The following is a 13,913-nucleotide window of genomic DNA, read 5'->3' as shown; positions in this document are numbered from 1 at the left end:
GCAAAGCTTCCTGCCCAGCGACAGGCTGCGCAGATGCGCCAGCGGCGTGTCGTCATTGATAAACGCGCCGATACGTTGGAACAACACCGCCAGCGCCCGGTGATCGGGCGCCGCGCATCTGCGAACGCGTCCCTATCCGGCGGCCGTGTCACCGCGCGATCACCAGATCCGCACACAGCCCGCCCAGCCGCGCGGACGGACCCAGCCTCAGACTGCCGCCATGGGCGCGCGCGATATCCATCGCGATCGACAGCCCAAGGCCGACGCCCGGCCCCTTGTCCTGATTGCGCGACGGCTCCAGCCGCGTGAACGGGCGCAGCGCCTCGTCTATGCGGTCCTCGGGGATGCCCGGCCCGTCATCCTCGATACGGATCCGCAGCGCACGGTCGGTCAGCGCGACCGAGACTTCGGCCCGCGTGCCATAGCGCACGGCATTGCCGATGAGATTGTCGATGGCCCGCCGAATGGCAACCTTGCGCAGCGGCACCTCGCCCGCGCCGGTAATCTCGTGCAGGGTCACCGGAATCTGGCTGCGGCTGCAATCCTCGACAATGCGGCGCACCAATGCGGCAGGATCCACCGGCTCCGCCTCGGTTTCGAACGCGCCGCGGGCAAAATCGAGAAACGCGTCCAGCAGCCGCTCCATATCGCGCACATCGCGCAACATCGGCTCGCGCTCCTCCTCGTCATCCAGCATCTCAAGGCTCAGCTTAAGCCGCGTCAGCGGCGTGCGCAGATCATGGCTGACCCCGGACAACAGCAGCGTGCGCTGCTCGATCTGGCGGTCGATCCGGGCGCGCATGTCCAGGAACGCATTGCCGGCGGCGCGCACCTCATTGGCGCCCGCCGGACGGTACGGCACGCTGCGCCCGCGCCCGAACGCCTCGGCGGCGCGTGCCAGCCGCGTGATCGGGCGCAGCTGATTGCGCAGATAGACATAGGCGATCAGCGTCATCAGCACGCCGAAAAACAGCATGTTCACAAACAGCTGGTGCGGATTCGAGGCGGAGAATCGCCGCCGGTCCAGCGTCAGCCGCACCGGCCCCTCGGCGCGCTCTACATACAGCGTCACGAAGCGCGGATGCGACAGGTCCACCGCCATCAGGCCGTCCAGACGCTCGTCCAGCGCCGAAATCAGCACGATGCCGGTGATGTCGTACCAGCGGCGGATGTGGCCCTCCGGCACGGAGTCCAGCGCGGCGGGACGCATCGCGATGGAGAGCGCCTGCGCGATCGGATCGGGGTCGGGCGCGTCCAGAAGCAGCGCGACCTCGCGCGCCGCCGATGCCGTCATCTGCCGCGTCACACCTTCGAAAAGGCGCTGCGCCGAGACGACCGACACCACCACCAGAAGCGACATGACCGGCAAAAGCAGGATCAGGAAAGCGCGGCCGTAAAGACCGCGCGGCATATAGCGTTTGAGCCAGCGAAACATCATGCGCCAGAATAGGCAGGTGCAAGACACCGGCGCAAGCAGCGGCCGGTGGACAGCGCGCGGCCAACCGCGCTATCGTGGCGCCGATATGCGCGCTGATCGCGCCACCCTCCGATACCCGAGCGCGCCGCCATGATCCTGCCCCGCCTGCCCGCATGAATAGCCGCGAAAGCTTAGCGCCGGCCGCCCGTGCGGCGCAGCGACTGGCGCCCGGCCTGCGATGCATCCTTGCGCCCAACCCGTCGCCCATGACCTATAAGGGCACGAACACCTATCTGATCGGCCAGACCGATCTGGCCGTCATCGATCCCGGTCCAGAAAGCCCCGCGCATCTGGCCACCATCCTTGCCGCCGTGGAGCCGGGGCAACGCATCAGCCATATCCTGATCACACATGCGCATCTGGATCACTCGGCCCTGGCGCGCCCTCTGGCCGCCGCGACAGGCGCCCCCGTCTTGGCCTACGGCAGCGCCACCTGCGGGCGCAGCGCGATGATGGAGCGGCTTGCGGCAGGCGGCGGCATCCAAGGCGGCGAAGGCGTGGACACCCGGTTCAGGCCCGATCGCTGCCTAGCCGATGGCGACGTGGTGACCGGCGCGGATTGGCAGATCGAGGCGCTCTGGACCCCCGGCCATTTTGGAAACCACCTGTGCTTTGCCTGGCAGGATACGATCCTGAGCGGCGATCTGGTGATGGGCTGGTCCACGTCGCTGGTCTCGCCGCCCGATGGCGATATGTCCGACTTCATGGCATCGTGCCGACGCCTTGCCGCACGCGCACCGCGCACCCTTCACCCCGGCCACGGCGCGCCTGTGGGCGATCCCGCGGCCCGGATCGCCCATCTCCTGGCGCATCGCACCGCACGCGAAGCCGCAATCCTCGCGGCCCTGGCCGAGGGCCCCGCCAGCGCCGCCACGCTGGCCGCCTACCTCTACCGTGACACTCCCGCCGTCCTGATGCCTGCGGCCGCCCGCAATGTCTTGGCTCATCTGATTGATCTGACATCGAAAAACCGCGCCCGCCCCCTTGGCGAACCTGGTGCGGAAACAGCCTTCGAGCGCTTGGGCGATTGATTGGGGATTTTTGTGACAAACCCACTGGACGTTACAGAATCCGGTTGCTATACGGCACCTCGTGTTCCGGCGTAGCTCAGCGGTAGAGCAGTTGACTGTTAATCAATTGGTCGTAGGTTCGATCCCTACCGCCGGAGCCAGTTTCCCCCAGAAGTTGGCATTATATCAATGTTTTAAGTGACATTGCGTCCCGTCCGGTACACATTCAGGTACGCACGGGGTACACATGGGGCTAATCTTGAAGCACGTCACACAGACCAAATCAGGGCGCTGGCAGTATCGCCGCCGGGTGCCGAAAGAGGTCGCTCAGGTCATCGGCAAGGGCGAGTTCAAAGGCATCCTCGGGGACAGTCGGAACGAGGCACTAGCCGCTTATCCCAAGTTCCACGCGGTCGTGGAGCGCGAGATTGCCAAAGCCAACGAACAAGCCGGGGGCGCAGTCGCCGCTGACCGTGGCGAGTTGACCGAACATGAAGCCTACCCGGTGGCCCGTGCGCGGGCGGAGTACCTTGCAAGCCGTGCATCGGGGCGTATGGGTCGAGAGGCGATCATTGAAGCCATCGCCAGCCAGTATGAAATGGAACCCGATACGCTTGACCCTATCGGGGCAACGGACGTTGATAGGCTGACCATCAACATTCTGAGGAACGGTGTCGAGGCGACCAAGCGCCCGGTGCCAACGCTACAGGACGCCAAGAAGCTGTATCTGGCGGAGCGGCGGGGCAAGGAGACGCCCGAGGCGTTCAAACGCTTTGAGGGACAAGTAAATCAGTTCGTCAACTTGACGCAGAAGGCATTGGGCCGCGATGCCGCGCTGACTGAGCTAACACGTGAGGATGCCCGGACGGTGCGAGACCACATGCTGGATCAGGTCAAGGCGGATGGGAAGCGTATCAGCCCCGCATCCGTGTCGAGATATTTGAACGGTCTCAAGGCGATCATCAACTTTGCGGCAACCGAGATGGACCTACCGGACACGTTCCGAAGCCCGTTCAACAATCTGTCGGTGCCCCAAGACAAAGCCCGGAGCGGTGCGGGGGATGGTGACAAGCGAGACCCCTTGCCCCCGGAGGTATTGAAGGCAATGCGCGCGCGCCTCATGGCTCACACCTCCAAGCCTGACCTTGCGTTGATCTGGCGTATGCTGGCGGGGACGGGCTGCCGTCTTGGCGAGGTGACGGGGCTGAGGGTCAGGGACGTTGATACGGCTGCGGAGTATCCGCATATCAAGGTGGAATGGCACGAGAACAGACGGCTGAAAACTCAGGCATCTATTCGGCATGTGCCGCTGACCGGAGACGCTCTGGAAGCAGCCAAGGAGGCCATCAAGCTGGCTGGGGACTCCGACATGCTGTTTGCCTCTTACGGGCGTGGGCGCGGCTCTGATGCCGCCTCAGCGATACTGAACAAGCACCTGAGGGCAGTCACCGCCGACAAGCTCCATGTCGTCCACTCACTCCGCCACAACATGAAAGATTGGCTGATGCTGGCAGAGGTGTCGTCGCTGGACCAAAACCTAATCCTTGGCCACGCCTTGGGCGCGGTGGGGGATCGTGTCTACGGGGGCGGACCTGCCCGATTGAAGATTACCACACGGGCATTGACCAAAGCCCTTGAGGTCGCCGCCGGGGCGCAGACCATCCCCTGAGCAGATTGTCTCGGGGTGTTAGCTTGGGGCCGCTGGGGCGGCGGTGGTAGGCTGAGTGATTGGAGAGTGAACCTTCCTGACCACTTCGACCATACCTCTACCTGCATCATGCATATAAGCTTTCATCCCCCTGCTCCGATGGGGTGTATTTATTGCCCCCGGAACAGGCCCTGAGACAATGCCACCGCTGCGCCAAGCAGCCCGAAGATTACACCATGAAAGATGTTCTCTTGGGGCCGCAGGGCGGCGGTAGCAGTTTCAGGACGCGCTCTGACCATGTTCCTGAATCTGTGGTCTCCAGCCCGCAGGGCACCGGAAAGGTAACTATAGGGTTTCCCCTTTATAGTGGCAGAGGGCGGATTAGCGCGCCGCCGTCTTTCGTGTCGCCCACGAGCAGGGTCTCCGATTCAAGCTGCCGTCCTCATAGATCGGCGGTTGGTCGGGACCGAAATACTCAGCCGGAAAGGCAAGATCATCCTCGGCAGGTATCACGGTCTCCGGGTTCGCCGCCTCGTATGAGCGAAGGCCATACACCTCTTGGCAATAGTGGTCGAGGACATGGGCGATGTGCAGCCGCCCCGTCCCTTCATCTCGTCCCCAGCTTCGCAGGTATTCCCGTGCCGTGACAAGACGCCGGGTTTCTGCCAACCGCCGCGCTTCCACGATTAGCCTTTCCAGAAACTCCGCACGATATGCTGGCGGTGTCTCATAGAACGCATGGGACAGGCCCCGAATGCGCTTTCCACGGCCCTCTTGGCGGCGCTGGGCTGCGGCGCTGCAATCGACCCTCTGGGGCCTTCTCTTGGCATTGCGGGTCGCTGCCTTCTGACAGGACCGGATGCAATACCGCTGGTTTGTCCGTTTGGGGGTGAAGGTGTCGCCGCACCGGGGACAGACAGCCTCGGCCCCCGCTGTTGCGTTCGTCATACCCAACGCATGGGCGATCATGTGCGCGCCTTGATGATCTCAAGGTTTTTTCTACGCAGATCGTAGGTGTCACCGTTGACGAACCCGACACGTTCCCCTGCGGCTGCGTCGAGGATCAGGCGGGCAGGATACAGTGTGGTTCCCGGCACCTTGCTGCGCATCCGTGCGTTGCTGGTGACGTAGGAATAATGGCGGGACGTTCCCATTGCGGACCAAAGGCCATCTGCGCCACCATCTCGGGCTTTCCAGTAATCGGCAACTTCTACAATGGCGAACGCCGGGCGGGTATCGCTCAGGGGGACAAGATAGCAAGCCGTTCCGTCCTCATCCACACATGGGCGGGGCCAGCGGGCCTTGCGCTTGGCTTTGAGCTTGGCCGCGTGTTTCGGGTGCAGGTGCGCCGTGGCGCGGTTGTCCGCCGCCTTGAGTCGGGCAAACTCCACCACGCTCAGCCCGGCGTTGAGCGCGGGCGCGGCTGTCGGGTTCTGGATATTCAAATTCACGTTCATTGGTTTTCTTCTACTTTCTTTGTTTGCTGTTGATGCTGTGGGATCGAGCACCGCCGGAGCGGCTCGGGAGGAGCGTCAAGGCCACCCCACCGCCACGCGGAGGAGAAAGGACCAATGGAAAGACCACGCGCAGCGCAGACCTAGACGCCCCGCCGGAACGGCTGGGGAGGTGAGTTGATAGGGAGTCGCAGGGAGGGACTCTGGGAGTCGCTACAGGGCACGAAAGGCTGTGGCGGGACTTACCCCCCGCGAGGGAGCAAAGAGGGCACCACACGGCCCCCTCTGCGCCCCCGGAGAGTCTTGGCTGCTATCGCATGTCGTCGGGCCACGCCCCGGAACGTCCATCTTGCGGGGACTCTTGGTGGCCTTCATGGGTCGGCTGGCTTTCCCGGTCCCGGCGCTGTTCCGCCTCAAAGGTGTTCTGCCACACCACGGCCCCGTCAGGGCAGAGGACCACTTCCCGCCCGTTCTGGTCGGTGGCGGCTGTATGACCCGAAGGGAGGGCACGTTGACGCTCAGCCGTGCGGCGGCTTTCGATGACTACCGGCTGCATCCTGAACAGACTGTAAGGACCGCTCATGTGCTGCCCTCAGCGAGCACGTTGACCCATTTGCGGTGTTCGTCGCTGAGGTCTTTCCCGTGTCGATCGGTCAGCCAGCGGATATTTCCCACACACTTGCGGCATAGCTGCGCCCTGCTGGATGACGGGGGCACGAAACCCCCGCCGCATCGCTGACACGTCACCACGCTCATACGCGGATCAAACCCATGCGCACCGCCGCGCCGTAGGACATAACCGGATGATTGGGAACGCTGACGCGCCATTCACCGGAGAGCTTGTCGAAGCTGATACACTTGCGTTCGACCGCAGACATATCGTCCACCATCTGCTGGAAGCCCTCGGGGTCACTGTTGGGCAATCCTGCAAGCCGTTCCTGTGCCATCTGCCCGAAGCGGGCCAGTTCGTCCGCATCGCCATTGACTGTGGCGTGACGTGCGGCCCGGAGTTCGTCGTCGCTCAAGGTATCGTTTAGGGTGTCGATGGAAACGCCCGGTGCGCGTTCCGACAAGACCGCCTCGGCCTGTGCGACATATCCGGCGTAGACCTGCATCACCTGCGGTTCTGACACGCCCTCGGGAAGCTGGTCGAGGACAGACAGCGGTTCGCCATCCTCCACCGCGAGGGCCAACAGACCATCGGTGACATGCGCGCCGTGCATCTGGTCAACGCCCTGTAGCAATTCAGACGCCACCTTGGCGCGGTGCTCCGGGACGGTCAGTTCCTTCTGTTCTTGCTCTTTCTGCTGGTCGCCGTTCGCGGTGCTGTTCGCTGCGCTGGTGTCCTTCGCCCCACCGGGCGCATCAAAAGGGAGCGGGTCGCCCTCCTTATATGTGTGCGGGATCAGTCCGCCAGCCTTGGCCGCTGCAATCGTCGTCTCGCCCGCACCGGGGATCATAATATGGCCGGGACGCAACTGCGGGGCCGCGTAGGCCGTGCCGCCACTCGGGCCGAACGCCTTGGACGTATCAAAATCGGTGACAAGCTGGCCATTCTTCATGGTGACTTGTGCGGTCGAGGCGGCTGTCGTCGTCACGTTGTCGAAGGTGCCGGGTGCGGCGCTGCCCTGCTGGGCCTCAAGCTGCTGCTGCCACTGTGCCAGTTCTTCGTCGGTCGGTGCTGAGGAAACGTGAATAGAATTGAGGTTGCCCATTGTCTGGACCTTTCTCTGGATTATTGATGTGAGGGGATGATTGGACAGGTTATTTGAAACCTATATCCAATGGGGTGTAGTATAAGGCTGACCACCAGACGCGCCGAGAGGCCCTCTAGAGGCCATCTCTTGGTTCTCGCTGGGTGGGTAGCCAAATCCCTCTACATCAACTCAGAGGGGCCTTATGCGGCCTTTTCGAGTCCATGAACAAGGTTGGGGCGAAGCCTACCACCCGCCCTTTCTTGCGCTTCTCGCACTTTGGAGACCGCCACACCCAAGGCGAACGCCGCTTCCGGGTCATCTAGCGGTTTCCCCATGCTGATACGCTCTGCTGCTATATAGAGGTGTTCGGCGGCATCTCCCTTCGCGGTCTCAAGATCGACGGAACCCCTTGGTTTGCTTCTACGGACGTGGCACAGGCCCTCGGGATGAACGCAAAGAACATTGCACATAACATTCGTAGGATTGTGGGCGACGACGAGAGCGTAACCTACAGCAGCAAGAGACCACATAACCCCCCTCAAGTTCAGCGACTGTTGGGGGGGCGGGTAACAGCCACAGAAACTCATCCCAGAACGTAATGTCTGCGGTTGACGCTGACGAATACCTGACCATTGCCAAGAAAGACTTGGAAGGAAACCATGAAGTTCATGACCTCTTCCCCGGAAGCGCCGCAAGGATGGCGCTTGTTTCAGAGAGCGGGCTCTACAAGTTCGTCCTCCGGTCGCAGCGGACCCGTCCTGCGGCCAAGGAGTTCCAAGACTGGGTTACCAAAGTGGTCCTACCCGCGATCCGCAAGGATGGCCTCTACGTCCAAGGCGAGGAGCACGGGGCGCTGGCTGAGAAATGAAAAGACAGATAGCCTCGCCCACATGCGAATTACTCGCAACTGGCAATGAAATAGATCAGGAACCCGCCCCCGGCGCAGCGTCCAGCCCTGCATCCAGCCGCTCAATCACCCTCTTCACCTGCGTCGGCGTCCACTGCCCGCCCCTCGGGGTCGCAATCCCGGCCCCGTCAAGCGCCTCAGCAATCCCCTTCAACGTGGTCCCAGAGGCCCGGAGAGGTTGCACTATCGGGGCCACCTTCTGAGCAAATGCCAGCGCGTTCTGCTGGATTGCCGCGTTCCGCTTGCCCGTCTTGTCCCTCAGCCCGCCCAGCTTCTGCCCCCGTGCCTTGGCCTCAGCCAGCGCCGCCTTGGTGCGCAGGGAGATGAAGTCGCGCTCTTGCTCAGCCAGCGCCGCGTAGATGTGCAGTTGAAACTTGTCCGCGTTGGGCATGGACGCCACGCGCAACTTGAGCTTGGCATCGTCCATCAGGAGCGCGATGAAGGACACCTTGCGGGACAGACGGTCCAGCTTGGCGACCAGCAATTCAGCCCCGGTCTTTCGGCAGAGGTCCAGCGCCTTCCCTAGCTCGGGGCGGTCCCCGTCCTTGCCTGACTGAATGTCGACGAACCTGCCCAGCACCTCAAACGGCACCTCGGCATAATTGTTCAGGAACAGATCAATGTCCCGGCTCTGGGCCTCAAGCCCCAGCCCTGAGCGCCCTTGGTCGGCGGTGCTGACGCGGCGGTAGATGACAAACTGCTTCATGGTGACAAGGCCCCTGCATTGCGTTGCTAGGGCACGATATGGCGAATGAATATCTAATGTCAACGTAGGTTGTGCATGTCAATTATGAGGCTGTAGAACCCCGCGACGGATACTATATCCGCTGTAGAGCCATATGAACAAGGGCCTTCGCGTCGTCGCGTGACCAAAACTGTGACCAAGCGGTGTTTCTGAGCGGGTTTAGAGGTTTTCTCAGGGGCCATGCTTGGTGCGCGGTGAACGTGGTGACCGCGAAGGCCACGGGGGGGACGCGCGCTGCAAGAAACATCGAGTTGAGGGCCTCAGATTTTTCTACTCAAATATTTCGGACCATGTACACACCTAGGCTCCCAATCGAGAATGAACCAGTGGACTTGGCTAGGCTCAAGAATATCAATATGTTGTGAGCAAAGGAGTTTGCCTACATGGATATAGACTGGAATAACGCCATCGGCTGGAGCGAAGCGGCCATTATCTGCGCCACCCTTCTCGGACCGGTGCTCGCCGTCCAAGCTCAAAAATGGCTGGAGCGAAAGCGTAACATCAAAGAGAGGCGTCTCATTATTTTCCGAACGCTAATGGCTACCCGCGCAGCTATGCTGTCGGCTGCACATGTGGAGGCGCTCAACGCGATACCAGTGGAGTTCTACGGAACAAAGGGCAAGTCTAAAGAGATCAATGATGCGTGGAAGCTCTATATTGACCACCATGACGACCGCTTGCCAGCGGGCGAAGCATGGGGACAAAAGCGACTTGATCTATTCTTAGATATGCTACACCTAATTTCTCAATCGCTCGGGTATGGTTTCAGCCGCGCGCAGTTGGAGCGGGATATCTACTCACCGCGCGCTCACGGCGAGCTGGAAACCGAACAGACCATAATTCGCAAAGGTATAGTGAAGCTGCTGAATGGTGAGGCAACCTTACCTATGTCGGTGGTCGACTTCCCCGCTACTGCCGATGAAGCAACCCTCGCAAACCAAGTCGTAATAGCTGACCTGTTGGTCGAGGTTCTGAGGGGCGAAAGGTCATTGAAATTGGATCAAGGGCCTCAAGATGAATAACGCTGCCCTTGCATTCTTAAAAAGGATGAGGCTACTCATGGTACACAAATCAATCACGTCCGGTACACACGCCGGACAGCCGGATTGAGCGCGTATCGCGTAAGGCACTGATATACAAGGCGATTGCCGGGGTCCGATCCAGTCGGGTTTGGTCCCTTCGGCCCTACCGCCGGAGCCAAAAATCCCAGTAAAATCAGATAGCTACCCAGAGCCTGCTTCGGCGGGGGTTTCTGATTTCGAGTTCTGGGGAACGCTGAGGGAACAGCCTTGCAGTTTCGGCCCCCGTCAAAATGTCGCAGGCAGAATTTCCAGATCATGCATGAACAGAAAAGCCGAGACGGCGTAACCGTCCCGGCTCTCGATACCAGCCTCAAACCTTACAATAAGGCCGCATCGTGTGGGTGATAACACTCCGCCCACTGGTGGATTGCTTTGCAACTACGCTCGGTGCTGGCGCAATCAGCCTAACTTGTGCTTCAGGAATGCCAGCGGCACCGCCTTTCGCTCGACAACGCGATTCCAGTTCGTCGGCTCGGCGAGTTCAGCAATGGTCGCGCTCTCCCCGACAACGGCAGATTCCTGCCACGTAAAACCCGCCGGATGGATCGCCAGATTCACACGACTGTGCAGAACCTGTTGCCCGCCGCGGTTACCAGCGCTCGGCTTGCTCTCAATCTCTGTTCCCTCCGCAATGCGCGGTGCAGTCATTCCCCACCCCACGGCACCGGCCCCGAAAAGAACGCTTGTGTAATCGCCAGCCGTTACCGGCAACAGATCATCCACAATCAGCGCCATCCCGCGATAGGTGGCGATTGTGCCGCCCTGGCTTGGCACATACTCGACCGCATCAGATTTCAGGATCAGCTTGTAGGTATCCGAGTGAACCGCAATGGCAGACAACGCGCCCATCTGGTCGCCAAGTGTCCCGGCGGCGTCAATCACGGCTCCGACGCTGAAATTTCCGTCTGGTCCTGCCGTAATATCTTCCGGCATGTCGCCCGCATCGTTCGCCTCGTTGTCGGCAAGGATCCCATTCAGACTGGCAATCAAGCGCCGTTGCGTCTGCCGCGTCCAATAGGCGGTAGTGCGGTTCTGAATTCGCTTCAGCGCATCATCGCCCGAAAGTTCGCTGGCAAGGTTCATGGCGGACCATGACTTGTGAAGGAACGCTTTGCGCACGACTTGCTTGCCGGTGCCGATCTTTGCCGGGGTGCTGTCGGTGTTCGGATCGTCAGACACAATGTCCGCTTCCTCGTCAGACAGATCATTCCAGAACGGAACGGTAAAAGACTCTGCCCCGGCTTTCAGTTGCGCCTCGATCTCGCCATTTCGTGCGGCAACGCCGCTTTGAACAAGCGCGCTGGTCTCCATCGAATTTTGAACGGTGTAATCGGTGAATTCTTGCGGAATCACCACATCGGTTAGACGTGTAACGGCCATAGCTGGCACCTCATATTCAATTTTAAGGGATATGACGGTGCAGCCCACAAGGCCGCGTCCGGTGCCGCTTAGCGGCGGATTACATTGCGCGAACCGGCCACAAGCCATGTCGCGCAATGTGGTATCATACTACCGCAATCCAAGTCGCGGCGCAACTTTTTCCGATCCAGACTTAACGGGCGTAGGCGACACGCCGCCATCATTACCACGCGCCCCGCCGCCGCGCGGTGGTCGCATCGCTGCCGCAAGGTCAGGCACGGCCATCATGGCTTGACGCAAATCATCCGGCGCAAATACCGCGTCCCGCTCGCCCAGCGAAACCGGGTTGCCCTCGATATCCGAAAACACCGGCTTGCCGTCCTCGCCCAGATCAAACTTGAAATGTTCCTCGATGACCGGGCGCATGATCCGCCACGGCACCGAAAACATGCTGGCAACGCTGTTTTCAAGCGGCTCATCCAGCTTGACGCGCTGCACCTCGGCATTGGCCGTGTCCCGCGCCTCTTGCGCCGCGTCCCGCTCTGCTTCCAGCGTTGCAACGCGGCCCTTCAGTGTCTTGATGTCCGCCAATAGTTCCGCGTTTTTGCGCAGCAGCCCTTCAACGTTGTGTTCGTCATTTTCGTCAGCCATTAAATCAAGCCTCTAAGTTGTTTCGTTCTAGAAGTTACATCCGGGCGCTTGTCGCTCCCCAGCAACGCCACAAGCCCCGCCGCCGCATTGGCGCGGTCATCATGTCCGCCGGGCGGGTGGTCGATAAGATCACGGCCCCCGCGCGACGTGCGGCGCTCCAAGGCGCAAAGCTGACGCTCGATCATCTCACATGGTGGCAACTCCGCCCTGCCCGCGTTCAACGCCTGGCCCATGCTTAGATAGAGCTCTGAACGGGTGCCGGGCGAATTCAGATAAGCAACGGTGTGCCGCCGGAATTCAGTGCGCACCCATTCCGCGCCGTAACGGTCGCCGTATACCGCTGTGATGCCGTAGGTTTTCGCCAGCGCGCAAAAGTCAGCCGTGATCGCCGCCGGGTTGCCCTTGCGCCCCCGCACCGCATCCACAACCACCATGCCGCCCTTGTCCCGGTGGCCTATGGCAATCGTGAATTCATCCGCACCGCCTCCGCTTGGATCAACAAAGGCCCAATACTTGATGCCCCGTTGACGCGGTATCTCCATCGGCTCTTGCCGCTGCGCCAGCGACACAACCTCGATCGAAAGAAACGCCTCAATATCCGTGCGAAACTGCGCCAGATATTCAGCCGATGCCCGCGCCGCGTCATCGTTCATCGCGTCATCAATCACGCGCTGCGGCAAGGTCGGGTTCATTATCCGACTAGGCGCTTGCGCTACCAATACGCGGTCGCGGTCCTGCCCATAGTGCCGCCTGTAGGTGTCCCATAGGACGCCCCGGCGCGCATAGGGCGAAGATATGCCAATCAACCGGCCATCCAGCGTTGCCAGCGCCGGGCGCAGCGCCGCGACAACCTCAACATCAGGGTTTGCGCCATCACTGTGCCAGAACGCGATTTCATCCAGAATAACCGCCGCCAACGTGTAGCCCCTCACGGCCCGGTGACTGGCGGTGTGAACCTCGATAGCTGAACGGTTGTTGAATTCGATTATCTCGGAGTTCTCACGGCGCACCATCCGGCTAAGCATCGGGTTGTCCTTTACCAGCCCGGCGATGTAGCGCATGACGGTTCGCGCCTGTCGGCGGTCGCTCGCGATCACCATAACGGTTGCCACCTCGCCCGGTGCCAGCTTGTCGCGATGGTCACGAAAGCACGCCTCATAGACGGCCAGCAGTGCCGCCGCATGGCTCTTGCCGCCCCGCCGCCCTACGGCAACCCATAGTTCCCGCAAGCCCTTGTGCGGCCCGCTCTGGCGGTCTGTCACGCTCTCCACCACGCCTTGCGCCTCATCATCAAGGGGAAGCCCATAGAACGCCCCCAGCAGCGCGCGCCATGCTGCAAAGCTATCTGCGCCAAAGGTGTTGCCAAACAGGTTTTCGTCGGTCATCGCTTCGATGATTGAAACGCTCATACCGCCTTGCCCTTGATGTATTCGGCAAGATCCGGCGTCACATCGCGCGACACGCGATCAAGGCCCAGATCGGCCAGCAGACGGCGCAGCGCGTTGGATATGGTCGCGTATTGCACTGCATCGAAGTCCTTTCCGCTGGCAAGTTCGCTCTCGCGTTCCTCTGCCCAGACGGCCAGCGTTGCAGCGCGTGCCAGCAGATGCTTTTGCGCCTCTGTCAGATCGCCGCCTAGATCGCTTTCAACGCCAGTGACGATTTCGCGGAACCTGCGCGCCATCAGGCTGCGCCCGTCTACCCCAGCCAAGACAACCGCGCCTGTTCCCCGGCGGGTGCTAAATTCGGGCGGTGGTGGTGCTTTCGCCATGCTATCTGGTGCCTTTGTTCCCCTGTCGCGCCCCTAATAGCACATACTACACCATAGCGAAAGCTAAGTATTTGTTTTACAACGGTAGTTATGATTAGGAAAAGTGAGTATA

General features: G+C 61.1%; 11 protein-coding genes, 1 tRNA gene and 1 pseudogene. 5 read left to right on the top strand and 8 right to left on the bottom strand.

Features of this window, described 5'->3' with window-relative positions; translation table 11 throughout:
- Window positions 1-148 precede the first annotated feature (148 nt).
- The gene (locus tag DC366_RS00880) at window positions 149-1,438 is read right to left on the bottom strand and encodes an ATP-binding protein (protein ID WP_108690302.1); all 1,290 of its coding nucleotides are present in this window, start codon (window positions 1,436-1,438) and stop codon (window positions 149-151) included.
- A 152-nt stretch (window positions 1,439-1,590) separates the two neighbouring features.
- Here DC366_RS00880 and DC366_RS00875 point away from each other — a divergent pair, with 152 nt between their 5' ends.
- The 3 genes from DC366_RS00875 (at window position 1,591) to DC366_RS00865 (ending at window position 4,156) form a co-directional block, all read left to right on the top strand.
- Window positions 1,591-2,508, top strand: a complete 918-nt coding sequence (locus DC366_RS00875; RefSeq protein WP_108690301.1) for an MBL fold metallo-hydrolase — start codon at window positions 1,591-1,593, stop codon at window positions 2,506-2,508.
- A gap of 65 nt (window positions 2,509-2,573) precedes the next feature.
- A tRNA-Asn gene (locus DC366_RS00870) sits at window positions 2,574-2,648 on the top strand.
- A gap of 98 nt (window positions 2,649-2,746) precedes the next feature.
- Window positions 2,747-4,156: a site-specific integrase gene (locus DC366_RS00865; protein WP_165802822.1), complete on the top strand. Its 1,410-nt coding sequence runs from the start codon at window positions 2,747-2,749 to the stop codon at window positions 4,154-4,156.
- A 944-nt stretch (window positions 4,157-5,100) separates the two neighbouring features.
- Here the strand turns inward: DC366_RS00865 and DC366_RS00855 are convergent.
- Both DC366_RS00855 and DC366_RS00845 read right to left on the bottom strand, forming a co-directional pair.
- The gene (locus tag DC366_RS00855) at window positions 5,101-5,643 is read right to left on the bottom strand and encodes a hypothetical protein (RefSeq protein ID WP_207768641.1); all 543 of its coding nucleotides are present in this window, start codon (window positions 5,641-5,643) and stop codon (window positions 5,101-5,103) included.
- Window positions 5,644-6,341: 698 nt separating this feature from the next.
- Entirely contained in the window at window positions 6,342-7,304 is a 963-nt protein-coding gene (locus tag DC366_RS00845) for a hypothetical protein (RefSeq protein ID WP_108690296.1), read from the bottom strand.
- A gap of 571 nt (window positions 7,305-7,875) precedes the next feature.
- On the opposite strand from DC366_RS00845, the pseudogene DC366_RS00840 reads away from it, so the two are divergent.
- A pseudogene (locus tag DC366_RS00840) lies at window positions 7,876-8,154 on the top strand (BRO-N domain-containing protein); the annotation flags it as partial.
- A 55-nt stretch (window positions 8,155-8,209) separates the two neighbouring features.
- On the opposite strand, the gene DC366_RS00835 reads toward DC366_RS00840, so the two are convergent.
- Window positions 8,210-8,899, bottom strand: coding sequence for a recombinase family protein (locus tag DC366_RS00835; protein WP_108690294.1), 690 nt, complete (start codon window positions 8,897-8,899; stop codon window positions 8,210-8,212).
- A gap of 422 nt (window positions 8,900-9,321) precedes the next feature.
- Between DC366_RS00835 and DC366_RS00830 the strand changes: the two genes are divergently transcribed.
- A complete protein-coding gene (locus tag DC366_RS00830; RefSeq protein ID WP_108690293.1) occupies window positions 9,322-9,960 on the top strand; it encodes a DUF6680 family protein in 639 nt (212 codons plus the stop codon).
- 459 nt (window positions 9,961-10,419) lie between these two features.
- Here DC366_RS00830 and DC366_RS00825 read toward each other — a convergent pair whose 3' ends face one another.
- The 4 genes from DC366_RS00825 to DC366_RS00810 form a co-directional block, all read right to left on the bottom strand.
- The gene (locus tag DC366_RS00825; protein ID WP_133176151.1) at window positions 10,420-11,400 is read right to left on the bottom strand and encodes a major capsid protein; all 981 of its coding nucleotides are present in this window, start codon (window positions 11,398-11,400) and stop codon (window positions 10,420-10,422) included.
- 129 nt (window positions 11,401-11,529) lie between these two features.
- Window positions 11,530-12,030 carry a hypothetical protein gene (locus tag DC366_RS00820; RefSeq protein ID WP_108690291.1) on the bottom strand — a complete coding sequence of 167 codons (501 nt, stop codon included), beginning with the start codon at window positions 12,028-12,030 and terminating at the stop codon, window positions 11,530-11,532.
- On the bottom strand, window positions 12,030-13,439 hold the full coding sequence (locus tag DC366_RS00815) for a terminase large subunit domain-containing protein (protein WP_108690290.1): 1,410 nt from the start codon (window positions 13,437-13,439) through the stop codon (window positions 12,030-12,032). Before DC366_RS00815 ends, DC366_RS00820 begins: the two co-directional genes overlap by 1 nt.
- The gene (locus tag DC366_RS00810; RefSeq protein WP_133176150.1) at window positions 13,436-13,741 is read right to left on the bottom strand and encodes a hypothetical protein; all 306 of its coding nucleotides are present in this window, start codon (window positions 13,739-13,741) and stop codon (window positions 13,436-13,438) included. The genes DC366_RS00815 and DC366_RS00810 overlap by 4 nt, the downstream gene beginning before the upstream one ends.
- Between the last annotated feature and the right edge of the window lie 172 nt (window positions 13,742-13,913).

Source organism: Pelagivirga sediminicola (assembly GCF_003072125.1).
Lineage (GTDB): Bacteria > Pseudomonadota > Alphaproteobacteria > Rhodobacterales > Rhodobacteraceae > Roseovarius > Roseovarius sediminicola.
The sequence above is the reverse complement of the archived record's forward strand: the minus strand, read 5'-3'. Positions and strand labels throughout refer to the sequence as shown.